This window comes from Mesorhizobium sp. WSM1386 (genome assembly GCF_055901595.1).
Window position 1 is genome coordinate 4,402,612 of record NZ_CM148373.1, and the last position, 25,851, is coordinate 4,428,462.

Below are 25,851 nucleotides of genomic sequence, written 5' to 3' on the forward strand. Positions count from 1 at the left end.
GAACCGGGTCAGTCGCGCCTCCCAGTCATGGCGATTTCAGAAATCGCGCCGCGGCGTTCCGTACTTCCTGCCATGACCGGGGTCGGGCCTGGTCGCGTTGCAGCCACCATGTTTCTCGCGGTCCCAACCAGCCGCAAAAGCGCGCGCTTTGGGTTCGATTCCAGCCACACTGCCTTGATCCGGCTAATGCTGCTCTGGCCACTGATAGGTTTCCACACCGTGGCGTCGATGGCAAGTGTCCTGGCAAAACCCTCGCCCGCCAGAGTCACGCCTTGACCGAGTTGCACCTTGAGGATCACCGTTGCTTCGCTGGCGCGACATATCTGGACAGTGGGGCCATCATTCGCAGCAATATGCTCCAGCAAACGCGGATCCTGCGGCGATCCGCCTGAAACCAGCAGGCACGTATCTGCAAGGTCTGCCCATGTCACCGCAGGCTGTTCAGCAAGCGGATGGGAACAGGGCAGGAGAACGAACAAACGCTCGTGCGCAAATATCTCGCTGCGGCATAAGGCGGCGTTCTCAAGCCCATGCGTGAAGACGATGTCGAGGCGACGGCGACGTATCGACGCCAGGCACTGTTCGACTGGAACGTCTTCGATCGCGACGCACACGTCCGGATGCAAACGGCCAAAACGATCGATCAGGCGTGCCACGAACGTGCGCCCCATCTGGGCGCATAACCCTATCCTGACCGTTTTGGCATCCTGGTGACCGCGGCCACCTCCGGCTAGGGCATCGTGCAAGCCTTCATAGTGAGCGCGGACAAGATCGACCCAGGCCCGACCCGCCTCGGTCAGCCGAACGCCATGGGCGTCGCGGTCAAACAACTGCATGTCCAGCGACTGCTCGAGAGCAACGATGTTGCGGCTGACACAGGATTCCCTCACTTTGAGAACTCTGGCAGCCTGCCTCAGGCTGCCATGGTCGACCGCTGCGAAGACATGGTCCAAACGGCGGAGCGTGTTATCGACCTGTCCCAAGGCTTAAGCGCCTATTCCTGGGCGGCGGCGATGCGAACCGGCATGGTCGAATACAAACTGGTTTCATAGACGTACTCGTGCGGAATGGCTGGCGTGGCCATCTGGGAGAGGTACCGGTTTAGGTTTTCCTCGCTATTGCTCGCCGCGAGGCTGCAGAAATTTCCGCTGTTCCAGGTCAGGGCGCAGTAGCTGAAATGCGCGCGTATCGCGTCAGCCATTTGCCCCAAAGTGACCTCATTGCCGAACATCGTATCCAGAACGAGGGTTTGCTTCTTCTCGATTTCGTCTGGGGGAAAATAGCGCGCCTTGAAGCCGAAATCCTTCTGGTATTCGCGGCGCCTGTAGTCCGGCTCCTCGGCCGCCCGGAACTTCTCGACGAAGACGAAGATTCCATCCGCCTTGAGGTGCTGGGTCACGAACTCGATCTGGCTTGCTCTGTTTGGCGAGTACATCTGAAAGGTCGTATCTTCCAGAATAATATCGAAGCCCTGGGCGAAATTTGCCAGTCGCGGATCTGAACCCAGAACGTCCTTGGTCAACTTATGGAAGGGGCCAATGAAGAAGTCGGCGTGCGGTGGTTCGCCATAGGCCATGAAGCTTGTGTAGTTCTCCGCGTTGGGGCTGCAGGACAGTGTGCGTATCTGCCCCCCTGAAATCTCGGACAATGTTCTCGCCATCGTGCCTTCTGCCGTTCCAAGGCTGTATAGCGAAAGCGGAGCGCCACGGTGCCGGGCATATTTCAGCACTGCGTAGGCCATCCGGCACTCTTCCTCCAATCTGTAGGGAATGCTGCCGTGGTAGTGCTGGTCGAAAAAACCTTGTCGTGCCGCATGCAGGGCAACCACATCTCTCAGCAATTCATCGCTCGGCAGAAGCCGGGCATCGGCGACGGGCTTGCGGATTGGCATCCCGCTCTTTCCGGCCGCGGTCGCCGCGAAAAAACCGGCCAGCCCGTTGATCCGTGGACCGTTGTCGCACTCAGCCAGAAAGTCGTCGAGTCCACGCATCGCAGTATGCCTCCAGCACCGTTCCGTTGGTGAGATGCCGATACGTCGATGGCGGGAAATTCCACCAAGATAAGTGGCGTCTAATATTTCGCCCGGCTCAAGTATTGGCTGAGGCAATTGGTAGGGCTGCCGGATACAGACGGCTTTCACTGGCTTGCCATTTTTTCGCTAAAGTCACATCTTCTAGCAATCCAGAGTTATTTGCGTGTTGTTCAGCAACCATTGGTTCGCCACATCACGCAGCGACTGGCCACTCGCCAGTAAGGAGGCTGTGGATACGTGAATACTCTTGCCCTCGACCCGACCGAGAACCGCCGGTCACGCCACCAATCGCTTGCCCACAAGTATGAGAATTGGGGCAGCGTACGGGCGGACGTGGTCAAAAGAACCGGGCTTGAGCGCCAGGAGACAAGACTCCTCCAGCCGAACCATCTGTTCTTGATGAACCTGAAGGGCACGGCGAGCCGCGGAGAAGACATTGTCGACGGGCGCCGGATTTCCTTTTCGCCGCGTAGGGCCGGTTCGATAATCTTCATTCCCGCTGGCAGTGATTGGAATGGGTGGGACGAGGGGGATGCGACCGCTTCCTACGTCCTGGTCTCGATTGAAAAAGGGTTCGCCGACGACGTGTTTGCGGGAATGACTCGCAATCGCGCGGCAGCGCTGCCGCCCTCGATCGGATTTCGGGACACGACTGTAGAGTTGGCGTTGCAGAGGATTGTCCTGGAGCTCAAGCAGCCCGACCCCATCAGCGCGACGATGGCGGAGTGCCAGGCCACGCAATTGCTCGGGCAAATGTTCAGGTTGAACGGCGTGCATCAGGAACCGGCAAAAGGCGGTTTGTCATCGTTCGATCTCAAGCGAGCGGTGGGAATGATCGAGGCCTTGTCGGGCGCCAGACCTACGCTCGCCGATTTGGCGAAAGAGGTTGGGGTTAGCCGGTTCCATTTCTGGAGGGCCTTCAAGCAGTCGACTGGCATGACACCGCACGCATTCATTGCACAGCGCCGATTGGAGCACGCGGCGGATATGCTGCGATCGACGAACTTGTCGGCGACGGAGATCGCCATGGAGTGTGGTTTCGGCAGTTCGAGCCATTTCACGACCGCCTTTAAGCAGGCTTTCGGCGCCGCCCCGACGGAATTTCGCCGTCAATGCAGAATCTAGGCCGCCGCTTGTCGGTTCTCAGCAAGTATCGGAAAACCCCGACATCACAGTAAAGCAGGCTTGGCGGAAGAAGGTATTCATCGGCGGTCAGCCCGGATACGCCGCTCATGTCAGACCTGGTTCGAATTCATCATGCTAAAGGACGGGCCGACCGGTCAAATCCTCGCTTCGGATTCCTGGCCAGCACGCTATCGGCTTCTGTCGCCCGAAACGGCTACTACATCGCATCCGCCTGGATTCTCGTCGAGCGAGGGTACGGAACTGCCGGCGTGGCGAGCTTCCTTGCGATCGCAAGCATTGTCGAATTCATCGCGAGTCCTCTGGCCGGCTTGGCGGCGGATCGATTTGACAGGCGGCGCTTGAACGTTGCGGCAGACCTCGGCCGCTTCGTCGTTATGCTGGCGACCGCTTGCGCGCTCCTTTTCATGGACGTGTTTTTGATTATCTGCCTGTCGGCGGCCCTCTTTTCGTTTTGCGACCGTGTCGCGCTTACGAGCTCTCAATCGATGATCCCCGTGATAGCTGACGGCCGCGATCTTGTAGCCGCCAATTCCACCGTCTTCTTCGTCATGCAGTTCGGTAACCTCGGCGCGGCTCTGCTTTCAGGGCCTTTGTTACATCAGCGTTCACCAGCCCTGCCATTCACCGTTCTTGCTGCCTTCTTCCTATTTTCAGCGGGCTGCCTTGCCTTGATGCGGCTGGAGCCGGTTTTGCGCGATGTCCGCATCGCCAAGATCTCTGCAGCACTAATCGATCCGAGCCTGCGTCGTCTCATCGTCGTCTACGCGCTTCTCTATACAAGCGCGGTGCTTGTCAGCGTCATGGGATCGAGCTTCGTCTTCCAGGAGCAGAAGGGTACTGCCGTCGATTTCGGCTACCTCGAGGCCGCATGGTCGGCGGGCTCACTGATCGGCGCGGTCTCTCTATACCGGATTGAAGGAGCAATGAGTATCCACGCGCGGCATCTCATGCTTTTGGGCTTTACGGCGCTTGTACTCATGGCGCTGGCATCTCTGCGCACGCCTTGGACAGTGATCCTTTTCGCCGCGCTCGGATTTCTATACAATCTTGGACGCGTTAGCGTTGAAGTCACATTGCAGTCGCATGTATCCGTTTATCTGTTGGGCCGTGCCAAAGGCATTATGCACAGTGTGGCCGTGGCGCTCGGGTTACTCGTCTTCGGCATCGGCGCCGCTGCAGGAGATCGAGCATTTCCTTCGACGTTTTTCTTTAGCTTCGGAGTGGTGCTCCTCATCAGTATTTTGTGTTTGAGCGTTGTCGTTCAGCCACAAGAAAAAGGTGAATCGTGAGGTGGAAGAGCTAACTGCAGATGCAGATGCGAAACAGGCAGTCCTGGGGTCGCTGACGGCACTCTACCCCTGGATGAGCCCATATCATTCCCGGCCAATACGCGACTATGCGTTTCGCCTGTTCGAGGCGCCAGCTTCCACCTACATGCCAGAAAGCCGGCTTCGAGCCTTCACCAAACTAGTCGGCATCATCAGGAAGGCAGCGACACGAAACGGATTATCGACTGATGCCGCCTCGGAAATCTGCAGGGATTTCGAAAGGCGCCGTGTGATGCAGACAGGCCCTCATTTGTTTCTCCTCATGGAGCCGGAAGCCTTTTACACACACGTCTTCAGCCTCCTCGGCCTCTCGGCGCATGGCTGTTCGACCTATGTTTCCTACGCCGTTTCGACGGTGAACCTTGTTGAAAAGCCGCGTAAGGGGCCAGGCTGGCTCAATGTCGACGGGAAGCCGGTCAACGTCTTTGGCCTCAGCCGAAGCCGGATGATCGGATACAGCCTGTTGGCCGGGCAGGGACCCTATAGGTTCGAGTTGTTGCCGACGGAGCCAAACACTGAGAGGGACGCGCTCATGCTGCTGCGTAGCCTTTTGCCGAAGACGCAGTTCGAGCGGCCCGCGCACGCCATCAAGGCAGCCAATCTCATCCTGTGGCCAAAAATGTTCGGAGGCCGCTTTGCTTTCCTGCAGATCGACGACGAGGATGTTGCCGACCTGGTGGCCGACCATCTGTCGGACGAAAATTCCTGGTTACGCATGAGACTGCTGGAAGACCCGAAGTTCGCTTCCAATATCCTTGCCGGCCTCGACGGGCTCGCGTCTGGCCCCTGGAGTGGCTGGCTCGCTCGGGGCACTGATTTCTTCTGGTTCTATGAAAATGGCAAACGCCGTCCGCTGCGTCTGATCGCCGGCGAGCTCATCGATCCTGCGACCAGTATGAAGGTGGCGTGCTTCACCGCCCCCGACATCCTCGAGCGGCTGGCAAACCGCAGCCTTGTCCCGAATCTCCTGCTGATGTTTCTGGTTTTGTCGATCCTGCCCGGCGTGCGCGCGCTTGGAGGCAGCTATCAGCCGATCTACTACCCCCTGATGCGTTATGTCGTCTGCCGGGCGCTTGAGGCCGCAGGCGTGGATGGAGATCTTCGGCAGGCTCTCGCAACCGACGACATACCGGGTGCCTGGGGACATCGGGTCATTGAGTTTGACGATGATCCGTTCGAGCTGATTCTCAATGGTAGGGACAGCGGGATGAGTGATCTTATCGATCGTCTGGGCGACATTTCCTTCGCCGAGGCATGTGGAAGCATGAAAGGCTTCGTGTCGGACCCGTTGTGGCATGAACTTAACAGCCGGCTGCGGCGGGGGTTGGTCACCCCCGCCGATGAGGAATGGGCCTTTTCCTGAAATGTTATGCGCTTCCAGCAACGCCCGATCGGCTCGAGAAGATACTCGGCCAGCTTGGCCTCCATCGGGACGGTGACGCGCTCCCCGACCTTTGCGCGCAGACCGATAAACTCGCACTATCCCAGCGCTCGGCGCCGTTCGACGCCGCGGCGATCGCCGCTGAGGTCGTGCTGCCGATCTCACTGGGTCACGCCGCGCACCTCGTTGATGTGCTTCTGAAGCCCATGTCGCTCAACTGGCAAACGCCGCAAACGACGAGGCTGCCGTGTCTCGGACTTATTCCTCTCCGCCGGCGGTTGGCTCTACCTGCTACACTTGGGGGACTTCGCGATTCAATGCCGTGACCCGGGCCGCCACGCGGCGAGTTCGGTGCAGGGGCCTAGGTATTCCATTCGTTCCACAAATCCTTGCCCATCAATTGAAAAAAGCAAATATCGCTTTGTAAACAACGTAATGTAAGAGGATATTGGTCTCCTAAACAGAACCACTCACCACCGCAGCTCGTCGTCGCCGAGATCAATTACAGCACGCCCGTTCGAGAATGTGAACGCGAACCCGTTCTGCTTATAGGAGGTGAGCAAGGTATCTATTGCGTCTCGGTCCGCGTCCCACTTTTGTTTGCGCTCCTGAATCTTGCGGCGCGTGGCGTCAATCTCGGCGAGCGGATACGTAAACACGATTTTGTAACGAGCATCCTTTTCGCGGGAGTCGATCAACCACTTGATTGTATCCCGGTCGGGATTGCTGTGCTTTCCATCGGCTGAGATTGCGTAGGTGTCCGCAGAAATCGCCTTGAAGAAATCTGGCGTGACATTGCGGGCGCTACCATGATGCGGCACCTTCAACACATCAACGTGCATCGTTCCTCCTCGAAGCAGATCGGCTGCTGCAAGACCGTCAAGGATACGGTCGCCACGAGCGTCACCTGTGAGCAGAATCGTCTTTCCGCCGAACTTTGCCAGGCAGATAAGGCTGGAAAGGTTGGTCGGACTGTTGTCCTGTTCGGCAGCTGCAGCGACCAAGGCCTCAGGAAGCGTGAGGCCATTTTTGACGAGGTATTTGTCAAAATCCGCGCGAAGTCGATCGAGCTCTACCTCACTCGGACCGATTACCAGCAACTCCAATCCAGCGATCTTTGGCTTGACCATCGGAGATACACGCATGACGGGACTTGGATCCCCATTGCGCAAAAACGGCGTATTCAGTCGATTGATTTGGCCGGCGTCGAATAACAGTTTATAGTCGTCGCGGAGGTCTCGCCCTTCTGCATGCCCCGCCAGGACGAAGGCCAAGTGACGCGCCTCATCTTCTGGGAGGTTGGCGAGGCCGGCGTCTGCGAGTGTTGCTGAGGAGGCGCCAGGTGACGTCGCAGCCGTCAAGGCTGCCGTTACCGGTGCCGTATAGTAGCTATCGAATTTGTCGCCGAGGATGTCGGTGAAGGCATTGTGCCAGAGTCGCAGAACCCTGAACTTGCGCTGGTCTTCCGGAATGTTGTTGGTTTGGTCGCTGCGGAGCTCGCGAAACAGCTTCTTGACGCCAATAATATGGTCATTGTCGACATGGCTGACCATCATCAGCTCAATGGGCAAGGTATCTAGTTGAAGGTTTCGACGGACCTCATCAAGACGTCCTCTCAGGGTATTTTCGAAGACTTTGCCGGGTCCGCCATCTACGATTGCGATCGAGGGCGGGGCGCCCCAATGTAGCAGAAGGCAGTCGCCTTCAGCAGCAGGCAGGACCTCGAGGCTGAACAACATTCCTGCACCTCCTCAAATCGACTGCAAGGCGCGCAATACGTCAACCAGGCCGTGCCCCTGGAAATAGCGCTCGCGCCCGAGGTCGGTGGCGCTTGCGCACAGGATCTCTTTGATCCGTTGGGGATTTCGCATCAGCTCGCGGTTCCGAGCCATCAGCATTGCTGCAGCGCCGCTAACGAATGGCGCTGCCATGCTGGTTCCGTCGAGTTCATCGTCGGCACCGCCACGAATGGGCCCACGAATCTTTTCGCCCGGAGCGACAAGGTCGGGCTTCACTCGACCATCACCGGTAGGGCCACGGCTGGAGAAATAGCTCACGCCATATGTGTGTGGCTTGGCCTTGTGTGTAGCGCCGACAGTGATGACGCGCTGCGCATTGCCAGGGTCGGTGATCGAACAGAACACGAAATTTCCAAACCCCAACTCTCGTTCATTCCATCCGCGGTTCCCAGCCGCGGCAACAACGACGACACCAGATTGGACTAAGTCGTCACAGGCCACGCATACAGGCGTCACGCCGCATCCGTAGTTTCGCACCTCGTGGGGTATCGACAGGCTGATGTTGACCCCGTGAATAAGAGGTGGCCCCGCGGCTCGGCTGTTTAGATGGCGTACGAATTCCAGGGCGGCGATAATCGCGAACTCGGTGTTCTTGATGGATTTGGGGTGGAGAACGCGCAGATCGTAGAGTGAAATGTCGGGGCATATCCCACGCAGCACAACCTCCTCCGCACCACCATTCGGTACACCAGTCGGAAGCTCACGCCAGTCAGCGGCCAGAATGCCCGCTACATGCGTGCCGTGATCGGAAGATAGGCCCACCCCGTCGTCTTCCATGATCCGGATCAGTGGTTCGATCAGCGCCCAGTCCGGAAGCAAACGGCGCCGTAGCTGCATGGCTATCAACCTCAAGTTTTTTCTTGCAACTCTCTCAAAGTCGGGCGCACGAAGTCCCGGCACCTTTTTCAAGTCCTCTAGAATGTGCTCAATGACGCCTTCGCGAAGCTCTTGGTCATCCGTTGTCAGGTCAAGGTTGCGAATAAGGTCGATGCGGGTGAGATCGAAAGTCGCACGCACTCTTCCCCGACTTGCGCGCTTGGGTTGGCTGCCATTCGTCCCCGCCTCGAACTCGTCGAAGGCAGGATGACTAGCTGCGATTCCGCTGTCAATAATTGCCCAGGTGAGAGACCGGCACGAAATATCGAATACGCGGTCCGCTGCGTCTGCCTTCACCGTGCAGATCGCCTCTGTCTCTGCCAGCTGTGATTCTCGATCCAGGAACACTCTTTGGATAAGTGCGGTGCTTCGGGTATGGGGATTGGCCGGAAAGGAACCCAATACGCTCGAAGTTGGAGCTGGCACAGAGCGATCCAGTTCCGAGACCGCCGCCTTGGCGATCGTGTCGGCGTGGCCTGCAGTCCAATTGGCAATAGCTTCGCCGTCGAACTGCGAGGCGACAGTGGGATCTATTAAATGGGGCTGACGCGCCACGGCCGCAAAGAGACCGATCAGAGCAACGATTGAGGTCGCTTCCAGGACCTTCGCGTCCAAGGACCGTCTGTCGGCAAAGGAACGTTCGACATCGGCAGCAAAAGGCGGGGCGTTGGAGCCTTGCTGGCCTAGGCGGCGGGAAACGTACGTTTCCAGATTTGCACGGAATCCGCTGAGTACCAGCCGTTCCTCGCGCAGCGCATTCAGGTTCTTGCTTGACCACCACAGGGTCAGTGGCAGAACCACCCGTATGAGTTCATCGAAGTATACCGTAGCCGCAACAAAGCTCTCCAGCGGCGAGACGTTTGCCCATATTCGATTGGTCGTGATTTGTGCCTTCAGGCTGTCGTTCGGTAGGGCCGGCTGTTCCCGATACCGGCGGAGTGCTTGATGAACGACGGTCGCGGCATCAATTGCGGGCACGCCGTCCACGGGCGTAAACAGGATAGTCCGCGGGAGGGTGAGATCTTCGGCAAAGCTGAGCCAGACGTCCGCAACAATGCCTGCATCTTGGGTAAATCGTTGAAGCTCGCCAGGACTCGCCCGCCCGAGCAGAAAATGGTCAACGAACCGACTTGGTATGGCAGCCATTCTCAGTTTTCCCGCGCACCAATGTTTGGATGTCCAAGATAAAACCTAACATCGGACTGCGCGCAAGAAAAATTGGCGCTGCTTAAGGGCGCTGGATACCAGTGGACCCTTCCTCTTTGATTATCTGCGTCGCCGAAACCTTCCCGCCTTCGGCACCAACCTCTTCGAAACTCACTTTACGACCGGTATCCAATGTTGATAGTCCGGCTCTGGAGGCTTCCTCAGCGCGAACAAAGACGTCACCACCGCCGTCGTCAGGCGTGATGAATCCAAACCCTTTTGTCGAACTGAAAAATTTCACCCTGCCGGTTGCCATGTTCAATTCCTCGCGAAAGACCAAAGTTGGCGTCCAATGCTACGCGCCATGCACGCTAGATATGGTGAGTTCGCCATTTGGATACCATAGCACCCACCCTTTCAAGGGTCCACTTTGACAAACGAAATGACGTCTGATGAGTGCTGACAAATGGTTAGAAACCGTTGTCGACCAAGCCTCAACGTAGACTCCGCCCGCCGGTTCCTCAGGCCGCCACGCGATCTCAAGGGCCAACCAGCCACCCATCAGGTTGTCGATTCTGGTTGTTCGCGTTATGTTCCAATTTCCGCTGTTGCGGTGCGATTCGATCTGACTAAGGTGCGGGCGATGGTGGGCAGATCTCCAGAATATTCACGGAAGCGCTCCGGCGCGTATTTCACGCCAGACGATGTGAGCCAGGCGCTGGTCGCCTGGGCCTGTCATAAACCCTCCGATCGGATGCTTGATCCCTCCTGTGGCGACGGTCAGTTTCTGGCCCTTCACCGAAACAGCGTCGGCATCGAGCAGAATCCGACCTCGGCGCATCTCGCGATAGTGCGCGCACCGGGTGCCTTGGTCCACGAAGGGGATTTTTTCACTTGGGCTCTTGAGACCCGCGAACGGTTTGAGTGCGCCGCGGGCAACCCACCCTTCATTCGTTACCAGACGTTCAAGGGTGAAATGCGGCGTCAGGCGCTTGACCTATGCCTCGATCTTGGCGCCCGCTTCAGCGGACTGGCCTCGTCCTGGGCTCCATTCATTGTCGCGACCGCCGGCCTTCTGAAACGCGGCGGCCGGATGGCTTTTGTCGTGCCCGCCGAGATCGGCCACGCGCCTTACGCCGCGCCGCTTCTTGACTATCTCGTCGAGTCATTCTCGAAGGTGCAGATCATTGCTGTGCGAAAAAAGTTATTCCCTACGCTCTCCGAGGATTGCTGGCTGCTCTACACTGACGGCTTTGGCGGGAAAGCCGATGCAATCGGCATGAGCGTAATCGAGGAGTTTGTCCCGGGAAGGACACCGCCGAAGCCGGTCATGAGGATAGACCTCGATGAATGGCGCACCGTCTGGAACCGGCGCCTGCGCCCTTATCTGCTGCCTGCCTCAGTACGCTCTCTATACGCGACAGCGCTTGCGGACCCTCGCACACACCGGTTGGCCGATTTTGCGGCCGTCGGCATCGGTTACGTAAGTGGTCATAATGATTTCTTCCATTTGCGGCCTTCCGACGCAGATCGCCTGCGAATCCCGTCGGCCCTACTGCAGCCGTCGCTGCGCAACGGCCGGGCGATGCCAGACAAGCAGATCACCAAGGCCACGGTCGAAAAATGGAAGCAGCGCGACGATCCGATGTTGCTGCTGCGGCTGACGCGCCATCAAGAGCTTCCAGTCTCGGTGAGCAAGTATCTCGACAGCAGCGTCGGCCAGGAAGCAAGGCAGGCGTACAAGTGCCGCAATCGCGCGCCTTGGTATGCGGTGCCTGACGTCCAGATACCTGACTTCATGATGAGTTACATGTCTGGGCGCAGCGTGAACCTTGTCAAAAATGCCGCTGGCGTATCCTGCACCAACAGCGTCCACTCGGTTCGGGTCCGCAATAGGTCCCTTGCGAGCAAATTGCTGCCGGCATGGTCGTCCTCCTTCGTGAGGTTAAGCTGCGAACTCGAAGGCCACGCGCTCGGGGGAGGGATGTTAAAGCTTGAGCCACGCGAGGCCGGACGGATTGTTTTCCCAGCAGCCGCGACTATCGATAGGACTGATAACGACGAACTTGAAGAGGCCATTGGATCTCTTCAGCGCTGGCGCCACTATGCTGACTGAGGCGGCGGCTTGATTGCGTTGTCGCCAAATGGACAAGGGTAAAAAAAGCCGATGGGCGCTAAAGAAACTGCGAAAAGTCAGGCCTGGGGACTTTTCGACTATATCGTCGCTCGGGCGGCCACCGGCGGGATGCACAGCAATCCATGGACTAAGAGGCCAGATGCCCAGCTGCGCTTTGAGCCGGACTATGGGACGCTTGAGCTCTTGCTGGGTGTTCCACTGCATCTCAAGGCTTCAACGCAGTCAGGTGTTCCCGCGCTAGCCCTGGATGTATGGTTGAGTTACGAACTCCGCAGAGCAGGGTTCAGATCAGACCAGGTCTGGCCCAAGCCGCGCAATCCGCGCGTCCTTCCTGCCGCGATTACGTCGTTGATCAGTTCGTTGCCAGGCAAGCTTCGAGCCGAAATTGAAGAGCGGATCGAGAAACGCTCATCGATTCGTGGCGTCACATCATCGTCAGCGGCCATACTTGGCAAGAACTACCTGAAGCAGGTCGATGTCATCATTACGGATTGGGCGACCGGCCCGGAGCTGCTTGTTTCAACCAAGCGCATGGACTCGTCGTATGCAAAGAATGCTCCGAACAGGATCGAGGAGTCGTACGGTGACGCCAAGAATTTGCGGCTGCGGCATCCGCTAGCCGCACTCGGTTTCGTTTTTGGGCTGCGCTCCGATATTTTGCACAAGGAACCCGGGACAGCGGAATGGCTGTTCGATCTTCTTGTCAAGCTTGGGCAGGAAGACGATGCTTACCACGCCACGTGTTTGGTCTTGATGGAATACGGAGGCGACATTGTACTTCCAGACGCAGACGTTGTTCCTCCAGCAGATGGAATATTGGAGCCAGGCCCCGAGCTTGAGGACGAGGCCGAAGAAGTTCCGGAGCCAATGCTCGATGACACGATCGACGAAATCATCAACGGTCTGCCCAAGGTGAAAGTTATCAAGGATCGCATACCGACCGAGCTTTCGCCTGGACTTTTTCTCGGCGAAATGGTTTCGCGAGTTCTCCGCGCCACGCCCGTCAACATGCATCGAGAAGCAAGACATCGACGCGCTTCAGCCCTGTCTACATGATCAGGCCCAGCTACTTTTTATTTGGCCCTCATCGCCCTCGGACTTGCGATCATCTTGCCGCCCCATTCAGACATTCCGCCTGTCGCTGAACTGAGCCAGAATTGTTAGCGTCGGATATAAGTCGCTAGGCTATGTTCGCCTTTTGTGCTGGAAAGTCGCATAAATGGCAGTGTGGAACTGTAGCATATCGGTAGCGGGCAGCCCGTCCCAGCTGAACCGCCAAAGTGCTCCGACTGCTTGCGGCTCCTTTCGATCCTTCAACGTCACAATAGGCGCTTGGCGCAAAGGTGCCGGAAGCCAGCCTCACATTTCAACGATCGCTCGAAACTGTGCGTTTGGCGTCGGTAGGTGCCGTTTGGCTAACCGCACACGCGGCCTCCGTTCTCTGGAATAAATCGATGTCGGCAATGGAGTGCGAAAGCATTCGACGTTGTCACGGTGAGGCCTACGCAATCCTCTTTCTAAATCTACAACCATAGCTCGCGAGACGCCTCCAGCTTCGACCGACTCAGCTTTGCTCGCCAAGCGCGCCCGAGATGGTTCTACCAAGCCGCAACCTATTTTGAAGCTAGCCCAGCCTCCACCAATCGCCGGAACGCTTCCGATCTGGTGGGAAGATCTGGCTGCGTGCGACGCCATTCGTCTATGCGAGCAAGTAAGTCGGTCGAGAGCCGCAACTCGAAGCGTTCAGTTTTGTTGTCGAGAGGATCAGGAACGTTTGACAATGGCGGTGTCCGTAATGTACGGTATGTACGTAATATGGTTCGCTCTTGGTGGCCGAACGTCGTGCTTCAACACATCGTTCGGCCTGGGCACAACCCAAGCTGTATGGAACTCGGATCATGGCTGATTCCGACAATACCACGAGTTTGTCTGTCGTCACCCGCAGGAGAGAAATTGTGGGAACGACAATTGCAGCTGCAAGGCCAAGCCTTACCGCGTTTGCTAACAGTGTTCTGGGCGCGAGCCGATCAGTTGGTCCTGCAATAGCACGTTGTGCGGACGTCGGCAGGTTCACGAAAAGACTGAATGGGTGTGCTGTCAGCAGCAGCGTCTGGAGCAGACCCATCGGAACGATTGGATATCCGTCTGCAACCAAGTTGTGCGCTGGTGCGGCCATAACGGGTCTGGCAACCCATCAGGCAGGCCAGGATCGCGCAGCTAGGAAGGTGGATCGGGCAGATAGCGAATGGCTACTCCGCAACGTCACCGAACGAAACGCAAGGGTGCCAATCGAGCACCGCATCACACAGAAAACACACGCCAAATTCACTATCAAGCCCGAGGATTTGAGAGCCGGACACCTTCACCCCTCTGCCCGACGGACAAGAATTCGACGCCCGCTTTTGTCAGGGCCGCTTCAATAGCCTGCAAAGTGCTAATCCGGGAGTCTACTTTGCCGTTTTCCAACCGGACCAGCGCATTCAGCGACACAATGGCCTTGTCAGCAAGCTCCTGCTGCGACCAACCAAGCAAAGCCCGCGCGGCTCGAATCTGTCGTGGACTGACCATCAGTCCACAATCGGCAGCCGGATATTCTTTGCCACCTATAGGGTTATTTTGCACCCCGTAAGGTATATGAAGTGGCGATTCCATCTGCAGATAACATCGGTGCGAAGAGCCCGGAGCGTAGGCGACAGACTTTATCCGGCTGACGAGTGGAGGTTCGAAAGGCCTTGTTGAAACCGCAACGCACCGTCCTCCTACGGACGGAGCCGAAGCCAAGGATCGAAAGTGACCCTCATCCCGCCGATCAGCATGTCGGCAGGCAGATTGCGACCGTTCGCGTCCAGTCCGACGTATCGCAAGCCCAGCTTGCCCGATCGATAGGCATCAGTTTCCAGCAGCTCCAGAAATACGAGAACGCTAGAAACCGCGTGAGCGCATCGATGCTCTACGAGATCGCCAGCTCGCTCGGCGTTCCTGTCGGCCGCTTCTTCGAAGGCCTGCCGGGAAACGATGAGACCCGCCTCGAGGCGCGGCCCCTGCCGGTCGACGAGCGCCTGGATTTCATCGCCAGCGCGGAGGGCCGGCGCCTGATTGAGGGTCTAGTGAACCTTCCGCCCCGTGTGCGCGGTCGCGTCTCGTCCCTGATCGCAGCGTTGGGGGAAGAACTGACCCTGCTAGACACAGAGACGGATCGAGAAACGGCCGGCGAATCCGCGCCGGCCGAATGCAAGACCGTCTGACGGCCGGTCGGGCCTGTTAGCCGAATTTTCGGGCGGCGGGCAGGGCGATGCGGCCGCAAGCCGTGGATACTTCGATTTCGACGCCGAAAGCTCGCGAGCGGGTCGCGAATCCCTCGAGGATGTCTCGGGCCGCGCCTCCAGTGACGGCGACGGGCACCAGTCTGTCCGTTGCTGATCCGAGAGCTTGAGCTTCCGCCCCGATCACGACGGGCAGAAGGTCTATCCCTTCCAGGCTTCCGCCCGCATCATAGCGGCATGCGGCGACAATGCTCTGCCAGACTTCCGGTGGGTCCCATTCGGTTTCGTCGGGGTGCACGTGGAAGAGGAAATTTCCGAGGCCGTAGAAAATCGGCGAGGCGTTGTAGATCTCCACCGCCTGCAGCACCGGAGCGCCGTGGCTGACGAATAGGTTGGCGCCGGCGTCGATGCACATCCGGGCGAAGGTTTGCACCCAGCGCGGCACATCCTGCCAACCTGGTTCCCAATGATGGTGGTGCAGATAGGCGATGACGAAATCGCCTTGTGCCGCCGCATGCCGGATGGCGGAGAGATGGACACTCGCGCTCCGCTGATCGACTTCGATCAGACGGCCGAAATCGGCGGCTTGCGTGAACACCGTGCCGTAGAAATTGATCTCCGTGCCGGCTGCCACCTCCACCGGGTCCTCCGGTTGCGCATAGTTGGCTAGTTCAAAGGGCGAGCTCTGCAAATGCGCGCCCAGCCTTGCCAGTCTGCTGAAGTGACCGTCCGGCACCCCCATCTTGCGAACGGTGCTCAGACGATTGACGCCGGGCCGAGCCGGCCGGAAGGCCGTGCGGTCTTCGGCATACATGTTGGTCGGGCCGGGGCCTGCATCCATCGCCAGAAGCGCGACCTCGCGCGCGCCCAGCCGGCGGCGGCCGGGTTTCCTCGCGTCCGTCTCGCCGGCCCCGATGCCGGCATGCAGGAAACCGCGCGCTTCCACCTCCTCCAGCGTCGAGAGGATGCCGCCGGCGCCGAGATCGAAGGCGTGGTTGTTTGCGAGCGCAAGCGCGTTGAAACCGATGGCCTGCAATGCGTCGAGCACTTCAGCCCTGGAATAGCCGAAGTATTTGCCCTTGGTCGGCCACCCGCCGTGCTTGCCGAGGATTGTCGATTCGAAGTTGGTGAAGACGACGTCGCCTTGGCGCAGGAAGTCCGTAACCGCGATGAAACGCTCGTCTTTGACGTCACGGATGTCGTGTTTGATCAGGGATTGGCCGGTAACGACCGCGCAGAACTGGTCTTTCATGGAACTCGCCTTGAAGGAGGGGAGGGCGGTGGCGTTGCGGCCAGCGCCACGTCGATGTCGAAGCTGCTTGCCGGCTATTGCGAGAGGGCCGGTGAGATATCGCTCTTGAACCATTTCAGGCTCAGCGCCTTGATCGTTCCGTCCTTGGTGGCAGCGTCGATGGCCGCGTTGAACTTGGCGAGCAACTCGGTATCGTCCTTGCGCATGCCGGCGCCAACGCCCGGTCCCCAGAGCCCACCCTTCAGTTCCGGCCCGAAAAACACCACATCCGAACCGGAAGGCGTCTCCAGGAAATCCCGCCAGGTGAAATAGTCGGCGAGGCCGCCGTCGATGCGACCCGCGGCAAGATCGAGCTTCATGTTGTCCTGGCTGTCATAACTGCGGATGGTCACGACATCGCCCAGCATTTCCTTCACCACGGCTTCCGAATTCGACGAGCGCAGGGCCCCGATCGCCCTGCCGGCGAGTGTCGATCTGAGGCGTTCGATGGTCGCCTTCTCCTCGTCGCCGATGGTCGAGAGGTTGACCTTCTGCTTGATGTCGCCAGGATCGAGACCCAGGTCCTTGCGCACAACGAACTGGTTGAAGCCGGTGGCGTAGGGAACGGAGAACGCGATCTTCTGCTTGCGCTTTTCCGTGATCGCCATGCCGGACATGATGACGTCGAACTTGCCTACAAGCAGTGCCGGAATGATCCCGTCCCAATCCTGCGGGACGAAGGTACATTTGATCTGGATGCGACGGCACAACTCCTGTCCGACATCGATATCATAGCCGTAGAGTTGACCGTTCGCGTCGGTGCCGTCCCAGGGCGGCGATGCGCCTTCAGTGGCAATCGATATGACGCTCCTGCTTTCGGCGCTGGCCGGAAATGCCGACATCAGGGATGCGATAGAAACAGCAATAGCCAGGGGTATGCGCATGATGCACCTCTTCGTTGGTTAAGATGGAAAGGGTCGCCAAAAACCCGCAGGTCAGGGCAGGGGCGTCGTCGTGATCTCGGGATCAGAAAATGGCGGGCGCAATCGCGGCTTTCGTCGAGGCGCAGGATGGCCGTCGGTCGACAGTCGCCGTTCCAGGAACTGCATCGCTTTTACGGCAATCGACGTCAGCGATAGGTAGATCGCGCCGGCGACGATGAAGATCTCGTACGGCGCGAACGTGGTAGACACCATCTGTCTCGCCATGCCGGTGATCTCGAGCAGCGTCACGGTGCTCGCCAGGGACGAACCCTTGATCATCCCCACGACCTCGTTGCCGTAGGCCGGAAGCGATATCCTGAAAGCGATCGGGAAGGTGACCAGGCGAGCGATCTGGAAGCGTTTTAGGCCGAGAGACGTGGCCGCCTCGGTGACACCTTTAGGCACGGACTGGAGACCGCGGCACAGGATCTCGGTGGTGTGTGCCGCGCTGTTCAGCGAAAATGTCAGAAGGGCGCACCAGAAAGGGTCACGCAGGATCACCCAGAAGATGCTGGCTCGCACCACCTCGATCTGACCGAGGCCATAGTAGAGCAGGAAGAGCTGAACGAGCATCGGCGTTCCGCGAATCACATAGGTGTATGCCAGCACCGCGAGCGACAGGCCGGGATGTCCGAACGCGCGGATGAAGGCCAACGGCACGGACAGAAGAAATCCAGCCGTCAGCGACAGGACCGTGAGCGTCAAGGTGAGGCCAATGCCCGAAGGCAGGACAACCATTGCATCAAACATCAAGCCGAGGTTCATGGTCGCTCCCTCCTACCGGCCGAGGGCCGGATAGCGTCGCTCAGCCAGCCGGATCGACAGCAGCGTGACGGTGGTCAGCGAGAGGTAGAGAGCGGCGGCCGCAAGGTAGAAGGTCAAGGGCGCGCGCAAGGATCCGGCCCCCACATACGCAACGCGCATTATGTCGGTCAGGCCGACGATCGAAACCAGCGCCGTATCCTTGAAGAGCGAAATCCAGAGATTGCCATAGGCAGGCAGCGCTAGCCGCAGCATCTGAGGTCCGATGACGAACGCCCAGCGCTGCCAGGCGTTCAGCCCAAGCGACTTTGCCGCTTCGGCTTGACCCGCTGGCACCGCCGCAATCGCGCCGCGAAACACTTCGGTCGCATAGCCGCTGAAGACGACCGAGAGCGCGATGACGCCTGCGGTGAATGCGTTCACCTCCACGTACCGGCCGGCGATCTTGCTGGCGAGGGACGTTCCGCCGAAGTAGATGAGCAGGATAATGAGAAGTTCTGGTACACCACGGACAACTGTCGTGTAGGCCGTCACGACGCTGTTGAGTCGCGGCTGTGCCGTGCCCTTCGAAATGGCCAGAAACAGCCCTAATGCCGTACCCAGACAGCCGCTGACAAGAGCCAGGCTTATGGTCACGGTGAGTGCGACAACAAACTGAGTAGTAAAACCACCCATGGGGCGCGTTCCTTGGCTCGCAATACCGCGAGATACGACGGTCCGTGCAGACAAAGTCGTATAACCCAAGGTTGCGAACTTTTATATTGGTAATTTGGAGTTAATTGGAGATATTGCCCAATTCTAACGCTTGAAATTACATACTCAATCTATAATTTTTATTCTTTTATCTATAACGTGCCGTTATATACTGAGGCGCTTCGTTGCTCCCCAGGTTGGCGTTATCTGCGTCCCGGGTGGCGTTGTCAGGGAAAGGAGCGCAGGGAATGGAGTTGCTGCAGAGCGACCTGAAGCTCCGTCAACTGAAGGTCTTCCGAGAAGTTTTGCGGGCCGGTTCGACAAGGCGAGCGGCGGCAGCGCTCGGGATAAGCCAGCCGGCCGTCAGTCAACATGTGAAGCAACTCGAGACCACGCTCGGCATCACACTCTTCAAGAGATCAGCCAACCGCATCGTCCCCTTGCAGGAAGCCTGGGAACTCCTGCGAAACGTGGAACTTGCCCTGACGTCCCTGGATCGGCTGGAAGCGTCGATGTTCGCTATGAAGAACGAGGAAAAGCAGCGGATTGCGATTGCCGCGCCTTCTGTTTTCGGTTTCGTGACCTTGCCCAAGGTCGTGGCGATTATCCACGCAAAGACCGCTTCGAATGTCCGCTCGATTTCGGGAAGCTACGAGCAGATCGGCGAGCACATTCTGGCAGGGCGGGCGGAGCTCGGAATCTCGAGGCTGCCCTTGGATCCAAGTCTGTTTGAGTGGGCGCCGCTTGGGTCGGCACGAAACGTATGCATTTTTCACCCCGACCATCGCTTTTCAAAACAGACCTGTATCGAGGCTCACGACCTGGCAGGCGAAACGATCGTCGATATCGATCCGCAGTTCGCTGCCCACCAAATGAACTTCAATGCATTGCGCTTCGCCGGCGTTGAGCCGGACATTTTGGTGGAATTCGATTGCAACGGTCACGAAGCCGGATACGTCTCGGCTGGCCTGGGCATTTCGATAACCAATGAGATCATTGCGCGCGAATACGCGGCGTTTCACCTGGGAATAAAGCCAGTGGAACCATCCGCGCTCTATCACTACGTGGCGATTTGGCAGAAGGGCAGGACCTTTTCTAAGGCATTGAATGTGTCGCTCGAGGCGATCATCGCTGCGTTTTCCACGGAGCCGCCTGCTAGAGGTGGATAGGTATTCCTCAGAAAGCGGCAGAGATTGAAGTTTTATTGGTGGCTCACAGCAGATCGCACTTGCGCCGGCCAGGATGCCCTCGCAGCCCTGATCGTGTGCAGGGTTTCCGGCTTGAGATGCCGTGTATTAACGCAACATCGCCGTCGTGTTATCGAGAAGTCGATCGGCGCGCCGTGGGTGAAGAAGGAACTCGACGTGGTGATGAACAGGGGGATCGCCCGGGGGGAGGTCATGGTGCTGCCGCTGCTCTACGAGGAGTGCGAGCTGCCTGAATTGAATGGCTCACCCATCGCCGCACTGGGGGAGGAATTTGGCGGAGGTCGATGCGAATAGGGACACCAAGGCGACCGACGAAGGAATTCATGCTGACCGCAAGATGGCTTCAAAAGTGCTTGCAGCGGAGTTCGTAGCAACCCGCGAGTTCGTCCATTAATCAATGCGGGGCCGTTCCCATGCACCTGCTTCGCTCCGGCCATCTACCGTGGGCTCTTTTTCTTCGCCGTAAAGTGAAAATCCCTGACCTGTTATTTGCCTTCACACTGTAGGGGTCGTAGGTCCAAATCCTATACCGCCCACCATATTTTTCAATCAGTTACATGAAATCCAATCCAGTTAGATTCTTTCATCTAACTTTCGTGTAACCGGGTTCTCGACTACCAAAACTACCGGACCTCGGCGGGGCTTGCTCGCGGAACGATCAGCCAGGCAATACTCATGACCGGATGGTCGTCACGGTCTATAATTCTTGTTCGGGGGACGCCTCATGGCACGCATACGGTTGATAGAGATCGCGAATTTCCGGGGAATCAAGGAGCTTACATGGGCTCCATCCGCTGGAATCAATTGCCTGGTTGGCCCCGGGGATAGCTGCAAAAGTTCAATTCTCGACGCTATTGACCTTTGCCTCGGTGCGCGCCGAAATCTCCAAATCACCGACACCGACTTCTTCAACCTGGACGTGACGCAGCCGATTTCGATCTCGTGCACTATTGGGGCATTGACCGACCGATTGAAGAACATCGAGGCTTACGGACTCCATGTCCGCAATTTCATCTCGGAAACGGCGCAGCTGGAGGATGAGCCGGAGGCTACGGGCGAAACCGTGCTTACCGTCAATCTCAGTGTCGGTAGTGATCTCGAGCCGGTCTGGACGCTCGTCTCGAAGCGCGCTGCCGATGCAGGTCTGGCCCGGAATCTCGTATGGGCAGACCGGCAGGCGATCGGGCCCACACGCATCGGTGCGTTTGCAGACGGTAACCTCGCGTGGCGCAGAGGGTCCGTGCTGAACAAGCTCTCGGAAGAGAAAGCCGACATCTCGGCAGAATTGGTGAAAGCCGCGCGCGAGGCACGTGCCGGCTTTGGCGACCGTGCCGGTGCCCAGTTGGGTGCGACACTGGCCGTCGTGAAAGACACGGCCGATGAACTCGGTATCCAGGTGGGCGACAATGTAAAAGCCATGCTTGACGCCCACTCGGTGTCCTTCAGCGGCGGCAGCATTTCTCTGCACGGCGACACTGGGATCCCCCTTCGTGCTCTGGGCGTGGGCTCGACGCGCCTTCTGACAGCAGGCCTGCAACGCAAGGCCGCGGCAGAGGCGACTATGGTGCTTGTCGATGAACTCGAACATGGCCTAGAGCCGCATCGCATCCATCGGCTGCTGGGATCTCTAGGAAGCAAGGATACCAATCTGCCTTTGCAGGTATTCGCGACGACACATTCACCGGTGGCTTTGCAGGAGCTTAGCGGCACACAATTGATGATCGTCAGGCGCAATGGCGGTCAGGTGTCGGTACAAACCGTCGGCGCAGAAGATGACGTTCAGAGCACCATCCGTCGTAATCCGGAAGCATTCCTTGCTCCGTCCGTCATCATCTGTGAAGGGGCGAGCGAGGTGGGCCTGCTGCGCGGGCTCGATCAGTTTCGCATCGCGCAGGGCGAGCAGTCACTGACGGCGCTTGGCATCGCGTTGCTCGATGCCGGCGGGGTTGGCAATATCTACAAACGGGCCAATGCATTGCTTAAGCTCGGCTACCGTTGTCACGTGCTTCGCGACGATGACGTCGAGCCAGACGCTGCCGACGAGGCTGCGTTCCTCGCAGGGGGCGGCGCAGTCACAAAATGGCCCGCCAAGCGCAAACTCGAACAGGAGCTATTCTTGAGCCTCGGAGAGAATGCGGCAGGTAATCTCGTCGTTTATGCCGTCGAGTTGCACGGCGAAGACCTCATTGATGAGCATATCAAGTCGAAGTCCGGCGGCTTGACGACCTACAACGACGTGGACACCGCCCTCCTACTGGGCGATTTCGACCAAGCCACCCGTGAATTGCTCGGCGTGGCTTCCAGCACACGCAGCAATGGCTGGTTCAAGCAGGTCACATTGATGGAAAACGCCGCGCGTCTCATTATCGCGCCAGGGCTTGAACACGCGGACGTGTCTTTTGTCGCGATCATTGACGCGCTTTTCGCATGGATGCGCAATGGCCGCTGAAATTGATCTCTTTGCGATCAGACGGGGATCGGTCACCGCCCCGGCAGGCTGTGGCAAAACCCACCTCATCGCCGCCAATTTGCTGGAACACGACTATGCTAAGCCAGCGCTCATACTGACCCACACCGTTGCCGGTGTTGTTGCGTTGCGGGGCCGCCTGCAGCAGCTTGGCGTGCCATCTGCGGCTTACCGATTGATGACCCTGGATGGCTGGGCCATCAAACTGGCTAGCACTTTCCCGGCTCGCTGCGGTGTTCCGCCCGAAGTGCTGGGTATTACGAATGCCCGCACTGATTACAAGACGATCCAGCAGGCTGCTGCTGAGCTCGCGAAAGCCGGCCACGTCGACGACATCCTCGCCGCCAGCTTTTCCCGGCAGATCGTTGATGAATATCAGGATTGTTCTCAATCCCAGCACGGGCTGGTTTACTATTCGTCCCGCAGTTTGCCGACCTGCGTCCTCGGCGACCCTATGCAGGCCGTATTCGGCTTCAGCGGGCCGCTGCCAGACTGGGATACCAATGTTCTGAAATATTTCCCGAACGCGGGCGAGCTAACGACGCCATGGCGCTGGAAAAACGCGAGGACGGAGGAGTTTGGTCAATGGTTACTTGGGGTCCGTAAGGCTCTGAAGGCCGGGCAGGTGGTTGATCTAAGGGGGGCGCCAGCCGAGGTCCGCTGGGTGCATCTTGACGGCACGGAGGATCATCAGCGGCGCCTGCGGGCGGGGCTGTCCAAGGTGGAGGGCGGCCAGGGGACTGTGCTCATTATGGGTGACAGCAAAAAACCGCAGGGCCAGCGGCTGTTCGCCAGCCAAACACCGGGAGCGGTCACGGTCGAAAGCGTTGACCTGAAGGACTTCATTCAATTCGCGCTGAAGTTCAGGCTCGATGCACCTGACGCGCTAAGCCAGCTTCTCGCCTTTGCCGAGAGCGTCATGACGAATGTAGGAGCGGCCGACCTTCAGCAGCGTGTCACAACCTTGCTGGCCGGGCGCCAACGGAAAGAGGCGACCGAGACAGAAGAAGCCGCCATCGCTTTTGAGCAAGCGCGCACATTCAAGAGTGCCGTCGACCTGCTGGTTGAGGCGAACAGACGCCCGGGCACTCGTCAGCACCGGCCCACCGTGATGAGCGCATGCATCCGGGCGCTAAATTCAGCAAATCAAGACGATCCGTCGTCATTGCATGAAGCAGCAATCCGTGCACGCGAGGAAAACCGTTTCCGCGGGAGGCCGCTTCCGGCGCGTGGCGTCGGGAGCACGTTGACACTCAAGGGCTTGGAAGCCGACGTTGCGGTCATCCTCGATGTGACAGAGATGGATGCCAAACACCTCTATGTTGCGATGACGCGAGGATCGAAAATGCTTGTCGTCTGTTCGGCATCGCCTCAGCTGCGGCCGGCGGTTGCGTCATGAGCGGGAGATTTGGACAGCGTCGACGACACGATCTTACGTAAGAGGGTTCGGATAATTGGGGCAGATCGCGTACAACGCGGCGACAAGGGACATGGCCGAAGCGTTCTCGGCCTCCGATGCCGCCTGGCTGAGTATTTGCAATGCGCCGCTCGGGACATGGCTAATGCCGCGCACGGCCTGGCCGGCCGTGCCCAAAACGTCAATCCGGGGCCTACGATTCTTCGCGCACGCTCCTGGATTTACAGGTCAGCTCCCCAGCCCGGAGAGCTACGCTCACACGCGCCTAAAGATTGATGTGGTCAGGGCAGCGAGGGCTATGGGCTTTCGGGCGGAACTTGAGGCCTGGGGGACAGACGGAGCAGGCGCCGATTGGATAGCAGATGTGCTGGTTGTCCTGCCTGATGGCAGGCGAGTCGCATTCGAGATTCAACTCTCAAGCCAGCACTTGGACGATTTCCTAACCAGGACGGACCGCTATCGGCGCTCTGGTGTCGGGTGTTGTTGGATCATGTCCGAGAAGCCGGTTGCCTTGCGTCTGACAAAGGCCCTCAGCTACAAAAACAGCCAGTACCGCCGTGAGACTGGCGAGGTCCTATGCGATTGCGAGGAGTTAGTGCCTTTTGCCATAGAACTTGCCGGAAAGGACACTTACCCCGATGTTTTGCCACCAATCAGGTTCGGCAGAGGCCGGCACATAAAGCGGATGACGCTGACAGAAGCCATTGCCGGCATGCTGCACGGATATCCTAGCTGGCAACTGCCAGACTGGCATTGGAAAGCGCGCTAAATATCGGCTGATTGATGCCCGTTCCACCCCGGACGAATGTAACGGCGCTGCATCGTAAAGGACCAGTTACGGATCCTTCCAACCTACAGAAGATGTGGCAAATACTCCCGTATCAGGGCCAATGTTAGTTGCTCCCCTCGCATCGACAGCCGATCAATCCATTCGACCGGCATTGCCGAGAAGTCCGTGGGGTAGCTCGCAGCCATTTCGGCCGTCACCAAATCTACAGGGGGAAATGCCAACTTATCGTCAGATTGGCCGAGATAGGGGATAATGAAGCCCTTTAAAGCCCCAGCTTTCTTTAGGTCAAAAAGGCGGTTCATCGCGAGATTCTGGGCGCGACCGTGGATACTCCCCAATACCGCAATCATACGGGATGGCCAAAGCATCGACGGTGGTGAGAGATCAAGACCATAGCCTGCGCGGCAGGCTATTATGGTATCAAGCTTTTCAGCATGAAGGCTGATGGCCGGATCACGGTCTGGCCACAACGGTGCTAGGCCAAGATTATCGTAGACACCGCCGTCCGTCAGGATCACCCGCTGAGAGCTCGACACGCCGTTTTTCTCAAGGACCAGATACTCGTCGAGAGCAGGTAGAAGGACGGGAAATGCCGCGGAAGCAGCGACCGCGTGGGCAATCTCAATTCCCTGCGCCTGGGCCCTACCAAGGCGCCAAGATCCGACACCGTCACGGGCAAAATAGAAGGCCGACTTTGTCTGAAGCTCGCAGGCTACAATGATTAATTTTGGGCGATCATTTCGTAAGTCCGTCAGCGTTTCGTGATTGAAAACGTCTTCCGATAGAACTCGTCTCAAAATCGTAGTTCGGCTTGCCTGGCGGCGGAATAGCGGTGCTCGGAGCAATCTAATAAGACGCAGACGCACTGGTGCAGGTACCGGCAGAAGCGCTAGGGCAAGCCTGATTAACAACTTAAATAGTTGCATCAGGACGAGTGGTAAGGAATACAGGATCGCCTTGATTCCTTCCAATGTCGCGAAAACCTTGATGATCGAGGGCCGCAAGAAACCTCTCGCGAGAACCTGCCTGACGGTCTTTTCAAAGTCAGGAAAATCGCCCTTGTGATGGCAATAAAGCGCGGCTAGGACGCTGCCGCCGGATACGGATGAAATAACCTCTATTCGTCCCAAAATACCTGAGGAATGCAGCGCTCGCAAACAGCCGAGATGAAACGCCATGGCTCGTGCACCGC

General features: G+C 58.2%; 23 protein-coding genes. 12 read left to right on the forward strand and 11 right to left on the reverse strand.

The genetic code is table 11. The features are described from left to right. Window positions 1-8: 8 nt before the first annotated feature. Together AC0NIH_RS21440 and AC0NIH_RS21445 are read right to left on the reverse strand one after the other, a co-directional pair. Window positions 9-983, reverse strand: coding sequence for a LysR family transcriptional regulator (locus AC0NIH_RS21440; RefSeq protein WP_473464767.1), 975 nt, complete (start codon window positions 981-983; stop codon window positions 9-11). Between the two features lie 11 nt (window positions 984-994). Next, complete coding sequence (locus AC0NIH_RS21445) at window positions 995-1,990, reverse strand: class I SAM-dependent methyltransferase (RefSeq protein WP_473464763.1); 996 nt, start codon at window positions 1,988-1,990, stop codon at window positions 995-997. A 279-nt stretch (window positions 1,991-2,269) separates the two neighbouring features. Here AC0NIH_RS21445 and AC0NIH_RS21450 point away from each other — a divergent pair, with 279 nt between their 5' ends. From AC0NIH_RS21450 to AC0NIH_RS21465, 4 genes are all read left to right on the forward strand, one after another. Further along, window positions 2,270-3,157, forward strand: a complete 888-nt coding sequence (locus AC0NIH_RS21450) for a helix-turn-helix transcriptional regulator (protein WP_473464761.1) — start codon at window positions 2,270-2,272, stop codon at window positions 3,155-3,157. 107 nt (window positions 3,158-3,264) lie between these two features. Further along, window positions 3,265-4,467 carry an MFS transporter gene (locus AC0NIH_RS21455; RefSeq protein WP_473464757.1) on the forward strand — a complete coding sequence of 401 codons (1,203 nt, stop codon included), beginning with the start codon at window positions 3,265-3,267 and terminating at the stop codon, window positions 4,465-4,467. Window position 4,468: 1 nt separating this feature from the next. Further along, a complete protein-coding gene (locus tag AC0NIH_RS21460) occupies window positions 4,469-5,869 on the forward strand; it encodes a hypothetical protein (protein WP_473464755.1) in 1,401 nt (466 codons plus the stop codon). After that, window positions 5,854-6,213 (forward strand): hypothetical protein, encoded by a 360-nt coding sequence (locus tag AC0NIH_RS21465; RefSeq protein WP_473464752.1) that lies wholly within the window; start codon window positions 5,854-5,856, stop codon window positions 6,211-6,213. Before AC0NIH_RS21460 ends, AC0NIH_RS21465 begins: the two co-directional genes overlap by 16 nt. A 144-nt stretch (window positions 6,214-6,357) precedes the next feature. Here AC0NIH_RS21465 and AC0NIH_RS21470 read toward each other — a convergent pair whose 3' ends face one another. The 3 genes from AC0NIH_RS21470 to AC0NIH_RS21480 all read right to left on the reverse strand — a co-directional run bounded on the left by AC0NIH_RS21470 (window position 6,358) and on the right by AC0NIH_RS21480 (window position 10,024). Continuing rightward, a complete protein-coding gene (locus AC0NIH_RS21470) occupies window positions 6,358-7,626 on the reverse strand; it encodes a hypothetical protein (RefSeq protein WP_473464750.1) in 1,269 nt (422 codons plus the stop codon). A gap of 12 nt (window positions 7,627-7,638) precedes the next feature. After that, entirely contained in the window at window positions 7,639-9,708 is a 2,070-nt protein-coding gene (locus tag AC0NIH_RS21475) for a S8 family serine peptidase (protein ID WP_473464747.1), read from the reverse strand. Between the two features lie 82 nt (window positions 9,709-9,790). Beyond that, window positions 9,791-10,024, reverse strand: a complete 234-nt coding sequence (locus AC0NIH_RS21480; protein ID WP_473464744.1) for a cold-shock protein — start codon at window positions 10,022-10,024, stop codon at window positions 9,791-9,793. A 327-nt stretch (window positions 10,025-10,351) separates the two neighbouring features. Here AC0NIH_RS21480 and AC0NIH_RS21485 point away from each other — a divergent pair, with 327 nt between their 5' ends. Both AC0NIH_RS21485 and AC0NIH_RS21490 read left to right on the forward strand, forming a co-directional pair. Further along, on the forward strand, window positions 10,352-11,824 hold the full coding sequence (locus AC0NIH_RS21485) for an N-6 DNA methylase (RefSeq protein ID WP_473464742.1): 1,473 nt from the start codon (window positions 10,352-10,354) through the stop codon (window positions 11,822-11,824). Window positions 11,825-11,875: 51 nt separating this feature from the next. After that, entirely contained in the window at window positions 11,876-12,901 is a 1,026-nt protein-coding gene (locus AC0NIH_RS21490) for a hypothetical protein (protein WP_473464739.1), read from the forward strand. A 1,275-nt stretch (window positions 12,902-14,176) separates the two neighbouring features. Here the strand turns inward: AC0NIH_RS21490 and AC0NIH_RS21495 are convergent. After that, window positions 14,177-14,497 carry a helix-turn-helix domain-containing protein gene (locus tag AC0NIH_RS21495; protein ID WP_473464737.1) on the reverse strand — a complete coding sequence of 107 codons (321 nt, stop codon included), beginning with the start codon at window positions 14,495-14,497 and terminating at the stop codon, window positions 14,177-14,179. A gap of 62 nt (window positions 14,498-14,559) precedes the next feature. On the opposite strand from AC0NIH_RS21495, the gene AC0NIH_RS21500 reads away from it, so the two are divergent. Beyond that, on the forward strand, window positions 14,560-15,090 hold the full coding sequence (locus AC0NIH_RS21500; RefSeq protein ID WP_473562695.1) for a helix-turn-helix domain-containing protein: 531 nt from the start codon (window positions 14,560-14,562) through the stop codon (window positions 15,088-15,090). 16 nt (window positions 15,091-15,106) lie between these two features. Here AC0NIH_RS21500 and AC0NIH_RS21505 read toward each other — a convergent pair whose 3' ends face one another. From AC0NIH_RS21505 to AC0NIH_RS21520, 4 genes are all read right to left on the reverse strand, one after another. After that, window positions 15,107-16,360, reverse strand: a complete 1,254-nt coding sequence (locus AC0NIH_RS21505; RefSeq protein ID WP_473464732.1) for a CapA family protein — start codon at window positions 16,358-16,360, stop codon at window positions 15,107-15,109. A 74-nt stretch (window positions 16,361-16,434) separates the two neighbouring features. Beyond that, on the reverse strand, window positions 16,435-17,283 hold the full coding sequence (locus AC0NIH_RS21510; protein WP_473464729.1) for a transporter substrate-binding domain-containing protein: 849 nt from the start codon (window positions 17,281-17,283) through the stop codon (window positions 16,435-16,437). Window positions 17,284-17,334: 51 nt separating this feature from the next. Beyond that, on the reverse strand, window positions 17,335-18,087 hold the full coding sequence (locus AC0NIH_RS21515; RefSeq protein ID WP_473464726.1) for an ABC transporter permease: 753 nt from the start codon (window positions 18,085-18,087) through the stop codon (window positions 17,335-17,337). Between the two features lie 12 nt (window positions 18,088-18,099). After that, complete coding sequence (locus tag AC0NIH_RS21520; RefSeq protein WP_473464724.1) at window positions 18,100-18,759, reverse strand: ABC transporter permease subunit; 660 nt, start codon at window positions 18,757-18,759, stop codon at window positions 18,100-18,102. Between the two features lie 266 nt (window positions 18,760-19,025). On the opposite strand from AC0NIH_RS21520, the gene AC0NIH_RS21525 reads away from it, so the two are divergent. From AC0NIH_RS21525 to AC0NIH_RS21545, 5 genes are all read left to right on the forward strand, one after another. Further along, complete coding sequence (locus AC0NIH_RS21525; protein WP_473464722.1) at window positions 19,026-19,946, forward strand: LysR family transcriptional regulator; 921 nt, start codon at window positions 19,026-19,028, stop codon at window positions 19,944-19,946. Between the two features lie 24 nt (window positions 19,947-19,970). Further along, a complete protein-coding gene (locus tag AC0NIH_RS21530) occupies window positions 19,971-20,279 on the forward strand; it encodes a hypothetical protein (protein WP_473464719.1) in 309 nt (102 codons plus the stop codon). Between the two features lie 430 nt (window positions 20,280-20,709). Further along, on the forward strand, window positions 20,710-22,434 hold the full coding sequence (locus tag AC0NIH_RS21535) for an ATP-dependent nuclease (RefSeq protein WP_473464717.1): 1,725 nt from the start codon (window positions 20,710-20,712) through the stop codon (window positions 22,432-22,434). After that, window positions 22,424-23,851 carry a UvrD-helicase domain-containing protein gene (locus tag AC0NIH_RS21540; RefSeq protein WP_473464714.1) on the forward strand — a complete coding sequence of 476 codons (1,428 nt, stop codon included), beginning with the start codon at window positions 22,424-22,426 and terminating at the stop codon, window positions 23,849-23,851. The genes AC0NIH_RS21535 and AC0NIH_RS21540 overlap by 11 nt, the downstream gene beginning before the upstream one ends. 91 nt (window positions 23,852-23,942) lie before the next feature. Continuing rightward, on the forward strand, window positions 23,943-24,638 hold the full coding sequence (locus AC0NIH_RS21545) for a competence protein CoiA family protein (RefSeq protein ID WP_473464711.1): 696 nt from the start codon (window positions 23,943-23,945) through the stop codon (window positions 24,636-24,638). Between the two features lie 83 nt (window positions 24,639-24,721). Here AC0NIH_RS21545 and AC0NIH_RS21550 read toward each other — a convergent pair whose 3' ends face one another. Then, window positions 24,722-25,837, reverse strand: a complete 1,116-nt coding sequence (locus AC0NIH_RS21550) for a patatin-like phospholipase family protein (protein ID WP_474025057.1) — start codon at window positions 25,835-25,837, stop codon at window positions 24,722-24,724. Window positions 25,838-25,851: the final 14 nt, after the last annotated feature.

Excerpts from the sequence above, each read along its gene's own strand:
- AC0NIH_RS21445 (WP_473464763.1), bottom strand. The coding sequence starts at position 1,990 with ATGCGTGGACTCGACGACTTTCTGGCTGAGTGCGACAACGGTCCACGG.
- AC0NIH_RS21455 (WP_473464757.1), top strand. The coding sequence starts at position 3,265 with ATGTCAGACCTGGTTCGAATTCATCATGCTAAAGGACGGGCCGACCGG.
- AC0NIH_RS21465 (WP_473464752.1), top strand. The coding sequence starts at position 5,854 with ATGGGCCTTTTCCTGAAATGTTATGCGCTTCCAGCAACGCCCGATCGG.
- AC0NIH_RS21470 (WP_473464750.1), bottom strand. The coding sequence starts at position 7,626 with ATGTTGTTCAGCCTCGAGGTCCTGCCTGCTGCTGAAGGCGACTGCCTT.
- AC0NIH_RS21475 (WP_473464747.1), bottom strand. The coding sequence starts at position 9,708 with ATGGCTGCCATACCAAGTCGGTTCGTTGACCATTTTCTGCTCGGGCGG.
- AC0NIH_RS21480 (WP_473464744.1), bottom strand. The coding sequence starts at position 10,024 with ATGGCAACCGGCAGGGTGAAATTTTTCAGTTCGACAAAAGGGTTTGGA.
- AC0NIH_RS21485 (WP_473464742.1), top strand. The coding sequence starts at position 10,352 with ATGGTGGGCAGATCTCCAGAATATTCACGGAAGCGCTCCGGCGCGTAT.
- AC0NIH_RS21490 (WP_473464739.1), top strand. The coding sequence starts at position 11,876 with ATGGGCGCTAAAGAAACTGCGAAAAGTCAGGCCTGGGGACTTTTCGAC.
- AC0NIH_RS21495 (WP_473464737.1), bottom strand. The coding sequence starts at position 14,497 with ATGGAATCGCCACTTCATATACCTTACGGGGTGCAAAATAACCCTATA.
- AC0NIH_RS21505 (WP_473464732.1), bottom strand. The coding sequence starts at position 16,360 with ATGAAAGACCAGTTCTGCGCGGTCGTTACCGGCCAATCCCTGATCAAA.
- AC0NIH_RS21510 (WP_473464729.1), bottom strand. The coding sequence starts at position 17,283 with ATGCGCATACCCCTGGCTATTGCTGTTTCTATCGCATCCCTGATGTCG.
- AC0NIH_RS21515 (WP_473464726.1), bottom strand. The coding sequence starts at position 18,087 with ATGAACCTCGGCTTGATGTTTGATGCAATGGTTGTCCTGCCTTCGGGC.
- AC0NIH_RS21520 (WP_473464724.1), bottom strand. The coding sequence starts at position 18,759 with ATGGGTGGTTTTACTACTCAGTTTGTTGTCGCACTCACCGTGACCATA.
- AC0NIH_RS21525 (WP_473464722.1), top strand. The coding sequence starts at position 19,026 with ATGGAGTTGCTGCAGAGCGACCTGAAGCTCCGTCAACTGAAGGTCTTC.
- AC0NIH_RS21535 (WP_473464717.1), top strand. The coding sequence starts at position 20,710 with ATGGCACGCATACGGTTGATAGAGATCGCGAATTTCCGGGGAATCAAG.
- AC0NIH_RS21540 (WP_473464714.1), top strand. The coding sequence starts at position 22,424 with ATGGCCGCTGAAATTGATCTCTTTGCGATCAGACGGGGATCGGTCACC.
- AC0NIH_RS21545 (WP_473464711.1), top strand. The coding sequence starts at position 23,943 with ATGGCCGAAGCGTTCTCGGCCTCCGATGCCGCCTGGCTGAGTATTTGC.
- AC0NIH_RS21550 (WP_474025057.1), bottom strand. The coding sequence starts at position 25,837 with ATGGCGTTTCATCTCGGCTGTTTGCGAGCGCTGCATTCCTCAGGTATT.